Below are 17,782 nucleotides of genomic sequence, written 5' to 3' on the forward strand. Positions count from 1 at the left end.
CGGTCGCGCCCTCCCCGGCGACGACCGACCACCGTGTCCTGGTGCCGAACGGGCTCAGTACGAGTAGCCCGCGCCTCCGGCGTCGCTCGAGCCGCTGTTGGCCGGCGGCGCGACCGCCTTCGGCGTGGAGGTGGGCAGGCAGCTCAGGTTCTTCTTGCCGTCCGGCTGCACCACGAACCAGGTGCCACCGACAGCCTGTCCCTTCCACTGGCCGGGCTTCTTGTCGCCGATGTAGCGGTACACCGGCCAGCCGGCGATGGTGAGCTGACGGGTGCCGTCCTGGCGGGTCACGCTGCTGACCTTGTCATCGGAGACGCCGGTGAGCTGCGGGTTGCCGTCGGTCAGCGCCGGGGGCCACACCTCGGCGCACTTGTCGACGCAGTTCGACGACGGCGGGTCGGCGGTGTCCTTGTCGAAGCGGTACAGGATCCAGCCGTCTTCGTCGGTGACCACCTTGCCCATCCGGGCGACGCTCTTGCCGATCAACTGCTCGGTCAGGTCGACGTTCGCCGGCGGCGCGTCGGCAGCCGGCGCCTCCGCGGACGCCGAGGCCTCGGGTTCAACCGACGCGGTGGGCTCGGCCGCGGCGACGGCGACCGGCTCGGCCGCGCTCGAGTTCGCCCCGTCGTAACCCGCGGGAGCGCAGGCCGTTAGTGCGACCATCGCGCTCGCGACGATGACGGTCCGCTTCATCTGTGCCACGTGCCCTCCTCATTCTTGGCAGTTCACCCATAGGTACGGAGGACTGGCTGTCAAGGTTGAAAAAGTAACAGTGGTCAATTTCACCGGAATTGATTGAACTGATCCGAGTCGGCATACGTACGTACCCGACACGGAGCGCCTCCGGAAATACAGATCGGCGCCGGCCATTGTCACAATGGCCGGCGCCGATACGGTACGCAAGCCTACAACGGCACCGTGACCAGCGGACTCGCCACACCGGCAGCATCCACCGACTGCACCTGGAGCTGCTTGATCTCCTCCGCCAGGGCCGACGTCGAAGCACTCAACTCAAGGCCCTGCGGTCGGGTGTTGGTGCCGTAGCCGTCATCGGGCACCGACCAACTCGAGACAACTTCGGTGCTGCCGTTCTTCCGCACCACCACCAACCGGCACGTACGCGGGCCGGGCAGCTTCCGCAGGATGAAATTGATCCGGGTGCCATACTCCCGCTTCACCAGGAACATGGTGGTCTGCACACCGGTGGTCGGGTCGGTGGCCTCGACCTGGTCGCCCTCCTCCTCGGTGCCGCCGACACCCGGGCCGCTCGGCGGGGCCGTCGGCCCGCTCGTCGCCGGGTCACTCGGTGCGCTCGGCGTCGACTCGGCGAGCACCCCCGGCGACGGCTCGCTGTCGGTCACGCTGACGAAGCCATACCCGGTCAGCCCACCGAAGACCACCACCGCGGCGGCGGTCGCGAGCATCTGACGAAACCGGGTGCGCCGCCGGTCGGCCCGGACCGCGCCCAGCGTCCGGTCCAGCAGCGCCGGATCCGTCGCGGTCTGCTCCAGCGCCATCATCGTCTCGCCGTCGATGTCGGAGAGCAGCCCCACCACCGGCACCATCGTCTCCAACTCGGCCGCACACGCCCAGCAGGTGGCGAGATGCTCCTCGAACCGCTCAGTGTCCTGCTCGTCGAGCACGCCCAGCGCGTACGCCGCGACGTCCATGTGGTCCGGCCGGCTCATTCTGTCACCCCCCGCTCCTGCAGAGCCGTACGCAGCGCGCGCAGCGCGTAGTAGACCCTCGACTTGGCGGTGCCGAGCGGCAGCCCCAACTCCTCGGCTGCCTCCGGCACCGTCCGGCCCCGGAAGTACGTCGAGATCAGGATCTCCCGGTGCGACTGACTCAGCGTACGCAGCGCGTCCGCCACCGTCATGGTCCGCAGCACCCGGTCGGTGCTGTCCGCCTCGGCGAACGCGGTGAGATCCCGGTCGTACGTCTCCGGCGGGCGGGCCTCCTGGCTGCGGTGCTCGTCGATGGCGATCCGACGGGCCACCGTGACCAGCCACGGTCGCAACGAACCCTGCCCCTGCGTGCCCAGCCGGTGCGCGTTACGCCACGCCCGCAGCAGGGTCTCCTGGACGATGTCCTCCGCACGCTGCCGGTCCCCCCCGGTGAGTCGCATGACGAACATCAGCAACGGGCCGGCGTGCTCGGCATAGAGCAACCGGATCAGCTGGTCGGAATGGCTGGCCTCGGTTGACGTCGCCTGATGGCGTCCGGGCGTCGGTCGCGGCGTCACCGGCCCATTCTGGCGAGACGTCGCGCGCGCGTCGATCCCCCGGGCTGACGACGTCGGCCGAGACGAGGACCGCGCCGACAACCAGTCCGCGCGTACCGCGTCGCCATGCCAACCGGCCGCCACCGCATGCATGCAGACCTCCGGGATGTCCGTGACCATCGCCGGCCCACGAAGCGGGCCGCCCGGTGGTACGCAGCACCGCCCCGAGCGGATCAACAAACGGCGAAAAAATTTCTGCGCGCCTGTCGGGTGTGCGGTCAGCGGCGGACGGAGAACAGGCCCGGCGGCGGCGGATCGGAGCCGGTGGCGTCCGCGTCCCGGACCACCTGCGCGCCGCCGGCGAAGCGGTCCAACTCGTCGCCGGCCACCACCCGGCCGGGGAACCAGTCGCCGGCAGCGCGCCGGGTCAGCTCCGGCACCGGCGGCGGCACCCGCCCGGCGACCAGCACCAGATTCCCGTACCGGCGGCCACGCAACACCGCCGCGTCGCCGACCAGGCAGGCCTGCGGCAACACCGAACGGACCGTGGCGACCTGCCCACGCGCGTGCCGCAGCGGCGGGCCGTCGGCCAGGTTCGCCAGATACCAGCCGCCGGGGCGGAGCACCCGCGCCACCTCGGCCGCGTACTCCACCGACGTGAGGTGCGCCGGAGTACGGGCACCGGCGAAGACGTCGGCGACCACCACGTCGTAGCTGGCATCCCGAGTGGAGGTCAACACCGCACGGGCGTCCTCCACCCGGACCCGCAGGCGGGCATCGGACGGCCACGGCAACACCCGGCGGACCAGCTCCACCAGAGCGCCGTCCACCTCGGACACCCGCTGGGTGGAGCCGGGCCGGGTGGCGGACACGTACCGGGGGAGGGTCAGGGCGCCACCGCCCAGATGCAGCACCCGCAGCGGCTCACCCGCCGGTGCGATCAGGTCCACCGCGGCGGCCAACCGTCGCACGTACTCGAATTCCAGATGGGTGGGATCGGTCAGGTCGACGTGCGACTGCGGAGCGCCGTCCAGCAGCAGCGTCCACGAGCCGGCCCGGTCCTGGTCCGGAACAAGCTCGGCCTGCCCGGTGTCCACCTGCTCGACCACCCGGTCAGCCGCCCGCTTACGTCCCATCCCGACAAGTATCCGCGTTCAACGGGCGGCGCGGGCCGCAGCGGTCAACGCGCGGTGCAGCAGTCGGGAATCGCCGAGCAGGGCACGCAGTCGTCGTTCCAGCCCGGCGATCGGAATCAGATTCTGTGGGGCCCGCGGATCCTTGTACGGGGTGGACGCGAAGCGCGGCAGGGTGACCAGCGACAGGTCGGCCAGCTCGATCGCCGCCTCGACGGGCAGATCGGCGGAGCACTCCACCCGGACGACGCCCGCCCACGGCGCGCCGACCGCCACCGGCAGCCGCAAATACCACGACCAGCCACCCCAGGCGGTGCCCAGCCGGAACACCGGCGAACGCTCACCCGACGCCATACCGATCACCACCGCGGTCAGCCGGGCATCCAGGTACTGGCTGTGCTGGGTCTTGATGTAACCGAGCGTGCGCGGCAACTGTCGGCGACTACGCAGCGGACCGTCCACCACCAGCAGGTCACCGTCGACCCGGGCGGCGTCGGACACCGCCACCTCCAGCGCGGTCAGCGGGCCCTGCACGGCGGCCGGCAGCTTCGCCAGCTCACCGGTGCCACCCACCCGGTGCACCGGGTACCGAATCGCACCGGCCACCACGTCCTGCGCCGACGGGCTCGCGGTGAACAGACCCCGACCAACCCGGGTACCGGCCAACTGCGCCGCGCCCCGACCCAGGTCACACCGGACCACCCCGGCCGCGTACGAGGCGGCCAGACCGGGGAACGACCCGCCGTCGGTCTCCGCCGTCCAGATGCTCGCGTCGATCCGACGAACCCCGTCGACCAGCAGCACCACGTCAGGTGCCCGCACCCCTGGGCGTACCCCGATCGCCCGCCAGTCCACGGCGGGCAACTCCACGTCCGCCTCGACCTGCGCGCTGCTCGGCGTGGCCGGGCCGGAAGCGGACGCCTCGAACGACGCCCCGTACGCCGGATCCCACGAGTCGACGAAGAACGCGGCGTCGCCCCTCGCGCTCACCGGCCCGTCCGCTCGACGCGGGCCGACCGGGCATCCTTGCGCACCTCGAAGCGGACCGGGATCCGCTCGGCCAGCGCCGGCACGTGGGTGACCACGCCGACCATCCGGTCGCCCCGGGCGGCCAGGTTTTCCAACGTGGCGGCGACCGTGTCCAGGGTGGCCGCGTCGAGCGTGCCGAAGCCCTCGTCCAGGACGATCGACTCCAGGCTCGCCGCCGTGGTCGACATCCCGGCCAACTGCTCGGAGAGCGCCAACGCCAACGCCAGCGACGCCTGGAACGTCTCACCCCCGGAGAGGGTGCGTACGCCCCGGCGCAGCCCCGCGTCGTGGTGGTCGACCACGACGAACTCGCCCTTGTCGTGCACCAGCTCGTACTGGCCGGAGGAGAGCTCCCGCAGGATCCCCGACGCGCCGTCGACCAGCAGGTCCAACGCCTCGGCCAGCAACCACCGCTCGAAGTTGTTGGCCCGCAGGTGCCCGGCCAGCGCGCGCGCCACCTGCGCCTCCCGCTCGTGCCCGGCCCGCTGCTCGCGCAACGTCCCGGCCTGCTCGCGGCGCTCCCGCAGCCGCCGTCGGTCGGCATCGGCCCGCTCCACCGCCACTGTCGCGGCGTGCACCGGGTCGTCACCGACCGGCACGTCGGCGGCGGCGAAGAGGCCGGCGATACGCCGCTGCACCACGTCGGCCACCGACTCGGCCTCGGCGACGGCGACAGCCCGGCCGGCCCGGTCCGCGCGGCGGCGATCCGCCTCACTCGTCGCCCAACCGGTCAGCGCGGCCCACGCGGCGGCCACGTCGTCCCGATCGGTCGCCGGCGGGCCGAACCGGGCCAGCCCGTCGCGGGAGGTGTCGAAGGCCCGCCACGCCGCCCGCAGCCGCTCCTCGGCGGCGTCCACCCCGGCCCGGGTCTGGCGAGCGGTCTCGCGGCCGGCCCGGACCGCGGTCGCCGCCTCCTCCAGGGCACGCCGCAACCGGGCGTGCTCGGCCAACTCCCGGCGCAGCACCGCCGGCTCGGCCGCGCCGGCGAGCTGCCCGTCCAGCTCGGCCAGTCGGGCTTCCAACTGCTCCTGCCGGGCCCGCGCCTGCACCAGCAGCCGTTCCAGGTCACGCGCCGCCGCGTCCCGCTGCTGCACCGTCGTCTGCGCGGCCTTGGTCGCGGCCCGCGCCGCCTTGCCCGCCGCCGTCGCGGCGGCCACCGCCGAATCGGCCGGCACCGCCGGCACCTGCGCCACCGGCTGCTCGCAGACCGGGCAGGCCGCGCCGGCATGCAGGTGCACCCGCAGGCTGACCGCCAGGTCGGTGGCCTTCGCCTCCTCGTGCGCCCGGAAGGCCGCCTCCAACTCGGCGTCGGCCCGCTCGGCCACCGCGCGGGCGGCGGCCAGCGCGGCCACCGCCGTAGCGTGCTCGTCGTTCGCCGCGCCCACCGCGGCACGGACCGTGTCGGCCTCGCCGGACAGCCGATCCCGATCGTCGTACGCCCGCAGCAGCAGTCGCACCGCGCTCTCGTCGCCGGCACCGGCCAGCTCGCCGCGCAGCTTCTCCTCCCGTTCCTCGGCCAGCGACACCGCGGTCGCCGCCGCCTCGGCCTCGGCCCGCGCCGCCGTGACCGCCCGGGCCACCTCCGCCACTCCGCCCGGCGCGCGCACACCGGTCAACACGGTCAGCTCGTCGTCGAGGGCGGTCAGCGCCGCCGCCGCCTCCCGGGCGGTGGCCCTGGCCGCCGCCAGCTCCGGCACCGCGGCGGTCACCGCGGCGGCCAGCTCGGCCATCCGTTCGACCCGGGCGTCGGCCTCGGCCAACGCCTCGTCGTCCACGCCGGTGAGCCCGGCGAGCAACTGGTCGACCGCGTCGAGTCGGGCGTCCGCCTGCGCGGCGCGCGCCGTCGCCTTCTTCTGCACATCCTCGTAGACGCCGAGGCCGAGCAGGTTGACCAGGATCTGCTGCCGGGTCGCCGGCTTGGCGTGCAGGAAATCGGCGAACTGCCCCTGCGGCAGCACCACACAGCTGGTGAACTGCTCGTACGGCAGCCCGACCGCCTCCAGCACCGCCTGCTCCATCTCGGCGGGCGTGCCGGCCACCACTTCGCCGAGGTCGTCCGGGCTCAACCCGGTGTCCAATTTGGTCACGTCGAAGCCGGCCGGCATCAGCTGCAACCCGGCGTTCGCGGTCTTGACGTTGCCCCGGCCGTCCCGGCGCACCACCCGGGTGGCCACATAGCGGGCCCCGCCAGACTCGAAGACCAACCGCACCCGGGCCTCGGTCGCCGACGGCGCGAGCGCGTTCGCCAACCCTCGGGCGCCGCCCCAGCGGGGCACCATGCCGTAGAGGGCGAAGCAGATGGCGTCCAGCACCGTGGACTTACCCGAACCGGTCGGGCCGATGAGGGCGAAGAAGTCGGCGTCGGTGAAGTCGATGGTCGTGTCGTCCCGGAAGACCGTGAACCCGGCCATGTCCAACCGCATCGGACGCATCAGTGCTCGACCTCCTCGAAGAGCTCGTCGAAGAGCTCCCGTACGCCCTCGTCGGCGTGGCCCCGGCTGTCCAGGTAGTCGGCGAACAACTCCCGCGGCGAACGCCCGGAGCGTTGCGCGATGCGGGCACCGCTGCCCGGAGCGGCCAGCAGCTCCGGGTCGATCCGGATCTCCAGCGCCCGGGGGAGCAGCTCCTGCACCTCCTCGCGCAGGCCGGCGCGGGGTTGCTCCCGCACGTACACCCGCAGCCAGGCGTCTGGTGCCTCGATCTCGGCGAGCTGAGCCAGGGTGCCGCGCACCGTCCGCAGCGCGCTCGCCGCGGTCACCGGCACCTCACGCACCCGGGCGGCGGTGCTGGCCGTCACCTCGACAAGCGTCACCGAGGGGACATTTTCCTGCTCACCGAAATCGACAGCGAGCGGGCTGCCGCTGTAGCGCACCGGGCAGGGCCCCGCGACCCGCTGCGCCCGGTGCAGATGGCCCAACGCCACGTAGTGCGCGGTGGCCGGAAAGACGGTGGCCGGAACGGCGTAGCCCAGCACGGTGTGCGCGTCCCGCTCGCCGCCGCCGGTGGCCGCGCCGGTCACCGTCAGGTGCGCGGTGACCAGGTGCACCCGGTCCGGTTCGCCGAAACCCTCGGTCAGACGCTCCAGCACCCGGCCCAGGTGGTCGGCGTACGTCTGGTTGGTCTCCGCGGCGGTCAGCTCGTACATCTCCAGGGCGCGGATCGCGTACCGCTGGGACAGGAACGGCAGCGCGGCCAACTGCCACCGCTCGCCGTCGGCGGTGACGCCGTCGATCACGTGCTCGTCCGGATCCTCCCGCACCCCACCGCGCAGCGTGATGCCGGCGGCATCAGCCCAGGGGCGCAGGGCGTCCAACGCGGGGCCGTTGTCGTGGTTGCCGCCGATCGCGACCACGTCCGCGCCGGTGCGACGCAGCGCGGTCAACGCCCGGGTGACCAGGCGGGTCGCCTCCGAGCTGGGCGCGGCGGTGTCGTAGAGGTCACCGGCGACGATCACCAGATCCGGCTGTTCGGCGCGGGCGATGTCGATCACCCCGGCCAGCACGGCCTTGTGCTCCTCGGCCCGGGACTGCCCCTTGAGCACCTTTCCCACGTGCCAGTCGGAGGTGTGCAGGATCTTCATGGCTGTGCTGGCCTTCCGTTCGCGACTGCGGGGCTCGCAAGCTCACTCCTCGCGCTCACCTGTGCCGGCCCCCCTAGAACGGGATGTCGTCGTCGGTGCCGCCGCCGCCCGAGCCCACCACCGCGAACGGGTCGGCGGACTGGGTGATCGAGCGCAGCGTCTCGGATGGTGCCCGGCCCGCCTCGGAGACCCGGGTGGCCCAGGCCGGGAACGGGAACTCCAGGCAGAGCGGCACCGGGATGTCCGGCTGGTTGACGAACATGGTGCCCGGCTTGGCCAGCAGCGCCCGCTGTCGCTGCGCGGGCGGGAGGAAACCGTACTCCGGGCGGGAGGCCTCGGCCGGGTCGAGCCGGCCGACCACCCGGATCGCCGAGTTGGTGACGATCCGCCGCTCCACCTCGCTCGCCGTCTGCTGCGCGCCGATCAGGATCACACCGAGCGAGCGACCCCGCTCGGCGATGTCCAGCAGGACCTCCTTGATCGGGGAGGAGCCCTCGCGGGGGGCGTACTTGTTGAGCTCGTCGAGGACGACGAAGAGCAACGGCTTGGCGGTGCCGGACTTCTCCTTGCGCTCGAACTCGCTCTTGAGCGTCACACCGACCACGAACCGCTGCGCGCGGTCCGGGAGATTGTGCAGGTCAACCACGGTGACCTGCGCGGACTCGCTGGTGTTGATCGAATGCGGGCGGCGGGTGGCGAGGTCACCGCGGATCAGCCGGGCGAGGTCCTTCTTGCTGCCGATCAACCGCCGGGCGAACGCGTTGACGGTGCCCAGACCGACTGCGCTGCCGGCCCAGTCGGAGCGGGTCTCGTCGTCGTTGAGCGCATCGACGATGTGGTCGACCAGGTCGCCGTAGGAGCCGAGCCGGACCCCGTCGATGCTCACCCCGCCGTCGGCGGGCTGGGCGTAGCGGGCCAGATGCGCGGCCACCGAGTGGACCACCATCGTGTACTGCTGGCGTTCGTCGTCGGCGTCGGCGAAGACGTACGGCAGCAGGCGGTCGGCGCAGAACTCGTCAAGCGTCCAGTAGAACGAGTCGACCCCGGTGAGCCGGCTGCTCACATCCGGCGTGCCGGCCGCGTCACCGACGCGGGGCGGGGCGTACACCCGCACGTCCGGGAAGGCGCCGGCGCTCAGACCCAGCTTCGCGTACGCCGCTCGGGTGGGCTCGTCGAGGCGGGTGTTGGGGTGGTCCAGGAAGAGCAGGTCCTCACCCTTGACGTTGAAGATCAGCGCCTTGGCGTTCACCGCGTCGCCGCCCAGCACCCCGGAGCGGAAGACCGAGTAGAGCAGGAAGGTGGCGAAACTGGTCTTGGTGGCCACCCCGGAGATGCCGGAGATGGAGACGTGCGCGCCCCGACTGCCGTCGAGGAAGTCGGCGTTGAGGTAGACCGGGACCCCGTCGCGACCCATCCCCATCGGGATGCGCCGCTCCATCCGGTCGAAGTGCAGCGCACGCGCCCGGGCGTCGCCCTCGGCCCGGTGCACCACCGCACCCGGGGTCGGCGGCACGTAGAGCTCCGGATCGACCCGCGTGGTGGTGACCTCGGCCGCCTCCTGCACCTGCGCCGGCAGCGTGCCGTCGGCGATGGCGAACACGTCGGAGTCGAACTGGGCGCCCTCGTGCCGAGCGCGGACCTGGGTGACGACGCCGGCGATCGTCACCGGCTCCCGGTCGGGCAGCTCCCGCCGGGTGACCACGACGTCGTCGAGCTGGAGGTAGCTGCCGGGTGCCACGGCCGTCCAGAACTGCAACGGAGTGGCGTCGGCGGTGCCCAGCACCCGCCCGACCGCCTCGCCGGGGCTGTCGAGCTCGGCGTCGGTCATCGGGCGGCTCGGGTCGGTCGGGCATCACGGTCGGCGCACATGCCCTGCATCCTGCCCGAGGAGTACGACAGGTCGCCACGCGACGCGGCGGACGACACCCTGGCCCGTCGCGCACCTGACGGTGGGTGTGTGGCCGGGAACAGTGCGTCAGGGGCGGGCGTGGCGGAGCATGAGGACGCCGTCCTCGGCGGCGAGCACGTGCCGCAGGGGTAGCTGCCGCGGTGGCACGGTGTCGCCCGCGGTGATCCGGCCCGGCCCGGGGCCCGCCAACAGCGGCGAGACGGTCAGGCACAGCTCGTCCACCAGGTCGGCGGCGGTGAGCGCGCCGAACAGGTGTGGGCCGCCCTCACAGAGCAGTTGGGTCAGCCCGCGGCGGTGCAGCTCCGCGAGACCGACGGCCAGGTCGACCCGCTCGGTGCCGCAGCGCAGCAGGTCGGCGACGTCGGTCAGGCCGGGTGGCGGGTCGGCGTCGGCGTGGGTGAGCACGATCGGGCGGGTCGGCGCGTCGGCGAAGGCGGCCTGCGCCGGATCCAGGTCGAGTGAATGGGAGACGACCACCAGTGTCGGGTACTCGGTCAGGCCGTGTGCGCGGCGCCAGGCGCGGCGACGCTCGTCGAGGCGGACCGCCCGGTACCCCTCGTGGCGAAGCGTGCCGGCGGCCACCACCAGCGCGTCGCAGACCATCCGCAGCAGGCCGAACACCCGCTTGTCCGGCTCACCGGAGAGCCCGGCGGAGTAGCCGTCCACGGTGACCGCGCCGTCGAGGCTGGTGACGAAGTTGACCCGGAGCCGGGGCTCGCCGGCGCGGTCGTAGAGGGCGGTCAGCGCGTCGTCGTCGAGCGGTTGCGTCGAGGGCTCCGGCCAGAGCCGCCGGATCGGGATTCTGACGGTCATTCGGTGGCCGGACCGGTGACCGGAGGGGTCGGTTCGGCGGTACGGTGCTGGCAGTCGCACCAGTTCCGGCCCGGGCAGTCGTCGTGCCGCCGGGCCCGGCACGCTCGGCAGATCATGGTCGCAGCCTAAGCCGCAGGAGGACAGGACAGCATGCCGCGTCAGATCTTCCAGCTGAAGATGTCGCTCGCCGGCGTCCGCCCGCCGGTGTGGCGTCGGGTGCTCGTTCCGGCCGGCTACACGCTGGACCGGCTGCACCGGGTGGTGCAGCACGCGATGGGTTGGCGGGACTGCCACCTGCACACGTTCGAGATCGACGCCGTGCAGTACGGCGAGCCCGACCCGGGCGGGGAGTTGGCGCTGCACGACGAGCTGGACGTGCGGCTGGACGCGGTGCTCGGCAAGGGCAGCCGGTTCTCCTACACGTACGACTTCACCGACTGGTGGGAGCACGACCTGGTCGTGGAGGACGCGCTGACCGTCGATCCCGACGAGCGATACCCGGTCTGCCGCGACGGCGAGCGGGCCTGCCCGCCGGAGGGGATCGGCGGGCCGTTGGGCTACCAGGCGCTGCTTGTCGCGTTGGCCGACGGGGACGACCTCGCTGACCCGCGGCACGCGATGCTGCGCGACTGGGCGGGCTCCACCTTCGATCCGTACCGCTTCGACCCGCGTCGGACGACCACCCTCCTGCGCCGCTTCTGCTGACCTCCACCGCACTCCCGGCATGCGGTGGTTTGCGAGGTGGGATGTGGTGTGAGCTCTGCGGGAGCGTGGCGGTAACGATCTGGGAACGCTCCCATCGCCCTATTGACACTCCCGTTACCCGCCGGCAATCTCATGGGAGCGCTCCCGAGGTGGCATGGGTCACTCACGCATCCCCGGCCTGGCGCAATGAGCACCCCCCACCACACACATCCAGCCTCACCACCGGAAAGAGGGGTCAGCGAATGAGTGTCACCACGCGGCGTACCCGCCTGGCGGCCGCTGCCCTGGCCGCGATCACCGCAATCGGCGGTCTCGCGGCCTGCGGCAACGACGACGACAAGCCGGCAGCCGGCGAGAAGCCGGCCAAGCTGGTCGTCGACACCTTCGGCGAGTTCGGCTACGAAGAGCTCGTCAAGCAGTACGAGAAGGACACCGGCATCAAGGTCGAGCTGCGCAAGACGGCGCAGCTCGCCGAGTATCGGCCGAAGCTGGTCCGCTACCTGGCCACCGGCAAGGGCGCGGCGGACGTCACCGCCCTGGAAGAGGGCATCCTCAACGAGTTCAAGCCCAACGCGCGCAACTGGGCCGACCTCAACCCGTTGGTCTCCGACCACTCCAAGGAGTTCCTGCCCTGGAAGTGGGAGCTGGGCAAGGCGCCGGACGGTCGGCTGCTCGGCCTCCCGACCGACGTTGGCAGCCTCGCCGTCTGCTACCGCAAGGACCTGTTCCAGGCTGCCGGTCTGCCCACCGAGCGCGACCAGGTGTCGGCGCTCTGGCCGGACTGGAAGGGCTTCCACGACGCCGGTCTGAAGTACAAGCAGGGCAGCGGCGGCAAGGCGTTCATCGACTCGATCACCGCCGTCTCCAACGGCGTGCTGTTCCAGGGCAACGGTGACCTGTTCTACGACAAGGAAGACAACATCATCGCGGACACCAGCCCCGCGGTGAAGAACGCGTGGGACACCGCCACCTCGATGGCGGACATCTCCGCCAAGGCGCAGACCTGGTCGCCGGAGTGGTCGGGTGGCTTCAAGCAGGGCACCTTCGCGGCCACCTTCTGCCCGTCCTGGATGCTCGGCATCGTCTCGGAGAACTCCGGAGCGGAGAACAAGGGCAAGTGGGACGTGGCGTCCGTGCCGGGCGGCGGCGGTAACTGGGGCGGCTCGTGGCTCGCGGTTCCGGCGCAGAGCAAGTACCCGAAGGAGGCGGCGAAGCTCGCCGAGTACCTGACCAACGCGAAGAGCCAGGTGGAGGCCTTCAAGGCCAAGGGCCCGCTGCCCACCAACCTGGAGGCGCTGAAGAACGACGCGTTCATCAGCTACACCAACGAGTACTTCAGCAACGCGCCGACCGGCAAGATCTTCGGGGAGAGCGTCGCCAAGATCCAGCCGATCCACCTGGGTCCGAAGCACCAGGCGGTGAAGGAGAACGCGCTCGAGCCGGCCATGCGGGCGTTCGAGAGCGGGCAGGCCAGCAAGGAAAAGGCCTGGGAGCAGTTCACGAAGGACGCAAAGACTCAGGGTGCCTTCTGAGTGATTCCCTGCCGGTGGCGTTCGGGACCTCCCGGACGCCACCGGCCGGTCCCCTCCGCGTAGCGCCCTGCGCGAGGGCCCCCGGGCCTCGCCGGAAAAGGAATTTCGCATGAGCCTGTCGGCCACGACGGCACCGCCGTCGCCAGCAGCACCGCCCTCTCCCGACGTCCCTTCCCGACGTCACCGGGGAAGGTTATTCAACCGCCTCGATGTCAAGTACTCGCCGTACCTCTACATCGCCCCGTTCTTCCTGATCTTCGGCGCTTTCGGGCTGTACCCGATGGTGCGTACCGCCTGGATGTCACTGCACGACTGGGACATGATCGGCGAGCACACGTTCATCGGCCTCGACAACTACACCCGGCTGTTCGCCGACGAGTACTTCTGGAACGCGCTGGTCAACACGTTCGGCATCTTCGCCCTGTCGACCATCCCGCAGCTGTTACTCGCCCTCTTCCTGGCGAACCTGCTCAACCGGACCTTCCTGCGCGCCAAGACCTTCTTCCGGATGGCCATCTTCATGCCGAACGTGGTGTCGGTGGCCGCGGTCGCGATCGTCTTCGGGATGCTGTTCCAGCGGGAGTTCGGTCTGTTCAACTGGCTGCTCGGCCTCGTCGGTGTCGACCCGGTCGACTGGGACGGGCAGCGGTGGAGTTCGTGGTTCGCCATCTCCACGATGGTCAACTGGCGGTGGACCGGGTACAACACCCTGATCCTGCTCGCCGGCATGCAGGCGATCCCGAAGGACCTCTACGAGGCCGCGGCGATCGACGGCGCGAGCCCGTGGCGGCAGTTCTGGCAGATCACCCTGCCCATGCTCAAGCCCACCTTCACCTTCGTGGTCATCCTGTCCACGATCGGCGGCATGCAGCTCTTCACCGAGCCGCTGCTCTTCGCCAACGGCAACGTTCTCGGCGGCAGCCAGCGGGAGTTCCAGACGCTGGCCATGTACATGTACGAGATGGGCATCACGAACCTGAACACCGCCGGCTACGGAGCCGCCGTCGCCTGGGCGATTTTCATGATCATCGTCGTGGTGTCGCTGTTCAACTTCCTACTCGTCCGCCGCTCGGCGAAGTGAGGAGAGATCGATGACCTCGGCTTCCCAACGCCTGTGGCGCACCAGCCCGCTGACCTACGTTGCGCTCGTCCTGGCGGCGCTGCTGTCGATCTACCCGTTCTACTACATGCTGGTGATCGGCACCCGCAGCCTGGACTCCATCAACGACGTGCCGCCACCGCTGACCCCCGGCGGAGCGTTCGGTGACAACTTCGGGCGGGTGCTCGACAACGACGCCGCCAACTTCCTCACCGGCATGATGAACTCGATCATCGTCTCCTCGGTGGTCACCGTGTCGGTGGTGCTCACCGGTTCGCTGGCCGGGTTCGCCTTCGCCAAGCTGAAGTTCCGGGGCAGCAACGCCCTCCTGCTGGCGATCATCGTCACCATGATGATCCCGACCCAGATGGGGCTCATCCCGCTCTGGGGCATGATGCAGGACCTGGGCTGGTACGACACCCTCTACGCGGTCACCGTGCCGTTCCTGGTCAGCGCCTTCGGCGTGTTCATGATGCGGCAGTACGCCAGCCAGGCCATCTCCGACGAACTGATCGAGGCCGGTCGCGTCGACGGGGCGAGCACGTTCCGGATCTACTGGAGCATCGTGCTGCCCGCGCTGCGTCCCGCCGCCGGTGTGCTCGGTCTGCTGACCTTCATGGAGACCTGGAACTCGTTCATCTGGCCGTACGCCATCCTCACCCCGGAGAACCCGACCCTGCAGGTCTCGCTCTCCTTCCTCTCGTACGCCTACTACACCGACTACTCCCAGGTGTTCGCCGCCACGGCGATCGGCACGATCCCCCTGGTACTCGTCTTTCTCGTGTTCGGCCGCCAGATCATCGGCGGGATCATGGAAGGTGCCGTCAAGTCGTGAGCAACCCCGCCAGCCCACCCGCCGTCGACGTCCTCGACGAACGCCCCGGGCTGACCTTTCCACCCGGTTTCCTGTGGGGGGCCGCGACCGCGGCGTACCAGATCGAGGGGGCAGCAGCCGTCGACGGCCGTACCCCGTCGATCTGGGACACCTTCAGCCACACCGACGGTCGGGTCCTCCTCGGGCACACCGGCGACGTCGCCTGCGACCACTACCACCGGCTCGGCGACGACGTCGCGCTGATGGCCGAGCTGGGCCTCAAGTCGTACCGTTTCTCGGTCTCCTGGTCCCGGGTGCAACCCGGCGGCACCGGCGCGGCCAACCCGCAGGGTCTGGATTTCTACCGGCGGCTGGTCGACGAGTTGCTGGCCAACGGCATCGAGCCGTGGCTGACCCTCTACCACTGGGACCTGCCACAGCCCCTGGAGGACGCCGGGGGCTGGCCGGCCCGGGACACCGCGGCCCGCTTCGCCGACTACACGACGCTGATGGCCGACGCGCTCGGTGACCGGGTGCGCTACTGGACCACGCTGAACGAGCCGTGGTGCTCCGCGTTCCTCGGCTACGGCTCCGGCGTGCACGCCCCCGGTCGCACCAACGGAGCGGACGCGGTCCGCGCCGGGCACCACCTGATGCTCGGTCACGGCCTGTCCGTGCAGGCGCTGCGGGCAGCCCGGCCGACCGCCGAGGTGGGCGTGACGGTAAACCTCTACCCGGTCGACCCGGCCAGCGACACCCCTGCCGACGCGGACGCCGCCCGGCGGATCGACGCGTTGGCGAACCGGTTCTTCCTCGATCCGTTACTGCGCGGGTCGTACCCCGAGGACCTGGTGGCCGACCTCAGCACGGTGACCGACTTCGCCCACGTGCAGGACGGCGACCTGGCGATCATCTCCGCGCCGCTGGACCAGGTCGGGGTCAACTACTACAGCCGGCACGTGGTCGCCGCACCGGTCGAGGGCGGCGAGGCCGACCCGGCCCCCTCGTGCTGGCCGGGCAGCGAGGACGTCCGGTTCGTCACCCGAGGTGTCCCGGTCACCGACATGGGCTGGGAGATCGACGCCCCGGGCCTGGTCGAGACGCTGCGTCGGGTGCACGACTACACCGACCTGCCCCTGTACGTCACCGAGAACGGCTCGGCGTTCGTCGACACGGTGGTCGACGGGGAGGTCGACGACGTCGAGCGGCTGGCCTTCTTCGACGCCCACCTGCGCGCCGCGCACGAGGCGATCGACGCAGGAGTGCCCCTGCGGGGATACTTTGCCTGGTCGTTGATGGATAATTTCGAATGGGCCTGGGGCTACACCAAGCGCTTCGGAATGATCCACGTCGACTACGACACTCAGGTACGCATTCCCAAGTCCAGCGCCAAGTGGTACGCCTCGGTGATCCGGCGCAACGGTCTGGCCGCACAATAGGCTCGGGCCAGCCACCAGGACGGTCCTGGCGTCCACCTCTCGCAGGTGGCGCCGGGTCCGCCCGCCGTCGGAGGAGCAGACGATGACAACGCAGCGCACCCGGTCGCTCGGGCGCCCGACCCTCGATGCGGTCGCGGCGCGCGCCGGCGTCGGCCGGGGCACGGTCTCCCGCGTGGTCAACGGCTCACCACAGGTCAGCCCGGAGGCCCGGGCCGCGGTCCAACAGGCCATCGCCGAGCTGGGGTACGTGCCGAACCGGGCCGCCCGTGCGCTCGTCACCCAGCGGACCGACTCCGTCGCCCTGGTGGTGTCCGAATCCGGTGAGCGGGTCTTCACCGAGCCGTTCTTCGCCGCGATCGTACGAGGCATCAGCTCCGGGCTGCTGGAGACGCCGATGCAGCTCTGGCTGGCCATGGCACAGTCGCCCGTCGAGCGGGAGCGGGTCGAGCACCACCTGACCAACCAACACGTCGACGGCGTACTGCTGCTGTCTCTGCACGACTCCGACCCGCTGCCGACGCTGCTGGAGGAGCGTGGCCTGCCCGCCGTGCTCGGCGGTCGGCCCGCCCGGATGCTGCAACCCGGCGCCCAGCCGGCCTGGTTCGTCGACGTGGACAACGTTGGCGGGGCCCGGCAGGCGGTGGAATATCTGACGAGGCAGGGGCGGCGCCGCATCGCCACCATCGCCGGGCCGCAGGACATGGGTGTCGGCCTGGCCCGGTTGACCGGCTACACCGAGGCGGTCAAGACCAACGGGGCCGGCGTCAACCCCGACCTGATCGTGTACGGCGACTTCAGCGAGGGCAGCGGCGCGTCCGGGATGCGCCGACTGTTGGACGCCTGCCCGGACCTGGACGCGGTCTTCGTCGCATCGGACCTGATGGCGTTCGGCGCGTTGCGCACCCTGCGTGAGGCCGGCCGGCGAGTGCCCGAGGACGTCGCGGTGATCGGCTTCGACGACGCGACGATCGCCCTCCGGGCGGACCCGCCGCTGACCACGGTCTTCCAGCCGGTGGAGGAGATGGGCCGGCAGATGGCCCGCCTGCTGGTCGCCCGCATTCGCGGCGACGACATCCCCGCCGCACAGATCGTCCTGGACACCCAGCTGGTCCACCGCGCCTCCGCCTGACCCAGCCGGCGTGGCCTGGCCTGGCCCGCTGGGGCCGTGATTGCCGGGGTCAAAGGGGCAAGATCACGCTCGATCCTGGTTGTAGTGGTTTCTGTGCGGCTGGAGGCCACTACAACCAGGAAGTTGCACGATGTTGCGCGGCATGGGGGCACCGCACCGTGCCCGGAGGGTGCGCCCGCGCCGGGTGGGAGGGTGTGCCGCGCGGAACGTGGAGCGGTCGGCCCTGATTCCACCGCCACGGTGACTCAGCCATCGGACGAAATTCCCAGAGCGAACAAATCGACGGCTCGGCGATCCCGTGTGGTGGACGACGGGCGTGATCCACTCCGCTTCGCCGATGTGGCGGTATCCGTGAGGGCGGTTTCAAGCGGCGGTT

The 17,782-nt window shown here is 71.0% G+C and carries 15 protein-coding genes; 6 read left to right on the forward strand and 9 right to left on the reverse strand.

Annotation, left to right across the window (positions count from 1 at the left end):
- Positions 1 to 54: 54 nt before the first annotated feature.
- The 9 genes from C7C45_RS10440 to C7C45_RS10480 form a co-directional block, all read right to left on the reverse strand.
- Positions 55 to 693, reverse strand: a complete 639-nt coding sequence (locus C7C45_RS10440; RefSeq protein WP_425271126.1) for a hypothetical protein — start codon at positions 691 to 693, stop codon at positions 55 to 57.
- A gap of 212 nt (positions 694 to 905) precedes the next feature.
- Positions 906 to 1,688, reverse strand: a complete 783-nt coding sequence (locus C7C45_RS10445; protein ID WP_110563423.1) for an anti-sigma factor family protein — start codon at positions 1,686 to 1,688, stop codon at positions 906 to 908.
- The gene (locus tag C7C45_RS10450) at positions 1,685 to 2,377 is read right to left on the reverse strand and encodes a sigma-70 family RNA polymerase sigma factor (protein ID WP_110563449.1); all 693 of its coding nucleotides are present in this window, start codon (positions 2,375 to 2,377) and stop codon (positions 1,685 to 1,687) included. The genes C7C45_RS10445 and C7C45_RS10450 overlap by 4 nt, the downstream gene beginning before the upstream one ends.
- A gap of 125 nt (positions 2,378 to 2,502) precedes the next feature.
- The gene (locus C7C45_RS10455) at positions 2,503 to 3,360 is read right to left on the reverse strand and encodes a spermidine synthase (protein WP_110563424.1); all 858 of its coding nucleotides are present in this window, start codon (positions 3,358 to 3,360) and stop codon (positions 2,503 to 2,505) included.
- Positions 3,361 to 3,378: 18 nt separating this feature from the next.
- Complete coding sequence (locus tag C7C45_RS10460) at positions 3,379 to 4,347, reverse strand: hypothetical protein (RefSeq protein ID WP_110563425.1); 969 nt, start codon at positions 4,345 to 4,347, stop codon at positions 3,379 to 3,381.
- On the reverse strand, positions 4,344 to 6,818 hold the full coding sequence (locus C7C45_RS10465) for an AAA family ATPase (protein WP_110563426.1): 2,475 nt from the start codon (positions 6,816 to 6,818) through the stop codon (positions 4,344 to 4,346). The genes C7C45_RS10460 and C7C45_RS10465 overlap by 4 nt, the downstream gene beginning before the upstream one ends.
- Entirely contained in the window at positions 6,818 to 7,966 is a 1,149-nt protein-coding gene (locus tag C7C45_RS10470; protein ID WP_110563427.1) for an exonuclease SbcCD subunit D, read from the reverse strand. Before C7C45_RS10470 ends, C7C45_RS10465 begins: the two co-directional genes overlap by 1 nt.
- A 73-nt stretch (positions 7,967 to 8,039) precedes the next feature.
- Positions 8,040 to 9,794 carry an ATP-binding protein gene (locus C7C45_RS10475; protein WP_110563428.1) on the reverse strand — a complete coding sequence of 585 codons (1,755 nt, stop codon included), beginning with the start codon at positions 9,792 to 9,794 and terminating at the stop codon, positions 8,040 to 8,042.
- A 147-nt stretch (positions 9,795 to 9,941) separates the two neighbouring features.
- Complete coding sequence (locus tag C7C45_RS10480; protein WP_110563429.1) at positions 9,942 to 10,688, reverse strand: pyrimidine reductase family protein; 747 nt, start codon at positions 10,686 to 10,688, stop codon at positions 9,942 to 9,944.
- Between the two features lie 150 nt (positions 10,689 to 10,838).
- Here C7C45_RS10480 and C7C45_RS10485 point away from each other — a divergent pair, with 150 nt between their 5' ends.
- The 6 genes from C7C45_RS10485 (at position 10,839) to C7C45_RS10510 (ending at position 17,406) form a co-directional block, all read left to right on the forward strand.
- Entirely contained in the window at positions 10,839 to 11,393 is a 555-nt protein-coding gene (locus tag C7C45_RS10485; protein WP_110563430.1) for a plasmid pRiA4b ORF-3 family protein, read from the forward strand.
- A 242-nt stretch (positions 11,394 to 11,635) separates the two neighbouring features.
- Positions 11,636 to 12,925, forward strand: coding sequence for an ABC transporter substrate-binding protein (locus C7C45_RS10490; RefSeq protein ID WP_110563431.1), 1,290 nt, complete (start codon positions 11,636 to 11,638; stop codon positions 12,923 to 12,925).
- Positions 12,926 to 13,034: 109 nt separating this feature from the next.
- On the forward strand, positions 13,035 to 14,006 hold the full coding sequence (locus tag C7C45_RS10495; protein ID WP_110563432.1) for a carbohydrate ABC transporter permease: 972 nt from the start codon (positions 13,035 to 13,037) through the stop codon (positions 14,004 to 14,006).
- Positions 14,007 to 14,016: 10 nt separating this feature from the next.
- On the forward strand, positions 14,017 to 14,859 hold the full coding sequence (locus tag C7C45_RS10500; RefSeq protein WP_110563433.1) for a carbohydrate ABC transporter permease: 843 nt from the start codon (positions 14,017 to 14,019) through the stop codon (positions 14,857 to 14,859).
- Entirely contained in the window at positions 14,856 to 16,277 is a 1,422-nt protein-coding gene (locus C7C45_RS10505) for a GH1 family beta-glucosidase (protein WP_110563434.1), read from the forward strand. Before C7C45_RS10500 ends, C7C45_RS10505 begins: the two co-directional genes overlap by 4 nt.
- Before the next feature lie 82 nt (positions 16,278 to 16,359).
- Complete coding sequence (locus tag C7C45_RS10510) at positions 16,360 to 17,406, forward strand: LacI family DNA-binding transcriptional regulator (RefSeq protein WP_110563435.1); 1,047 nt, start codon at positions 16,360 to 16,362, stop codon at positions 17,404 to 17,406.
- The last annotated feature ends 376 nt before the right edge of the window (positions 17,407 to 17,782 follow it).

It is taken from the genome of Micromonospora arborensis (assembly GCF_003205615.1).
GTDB lineage: Bacteria > Actinomycetota > Actinomycetes > Mycobacteriales > Micromonosporaceae > Micromonospora > Micromonospora arborensis.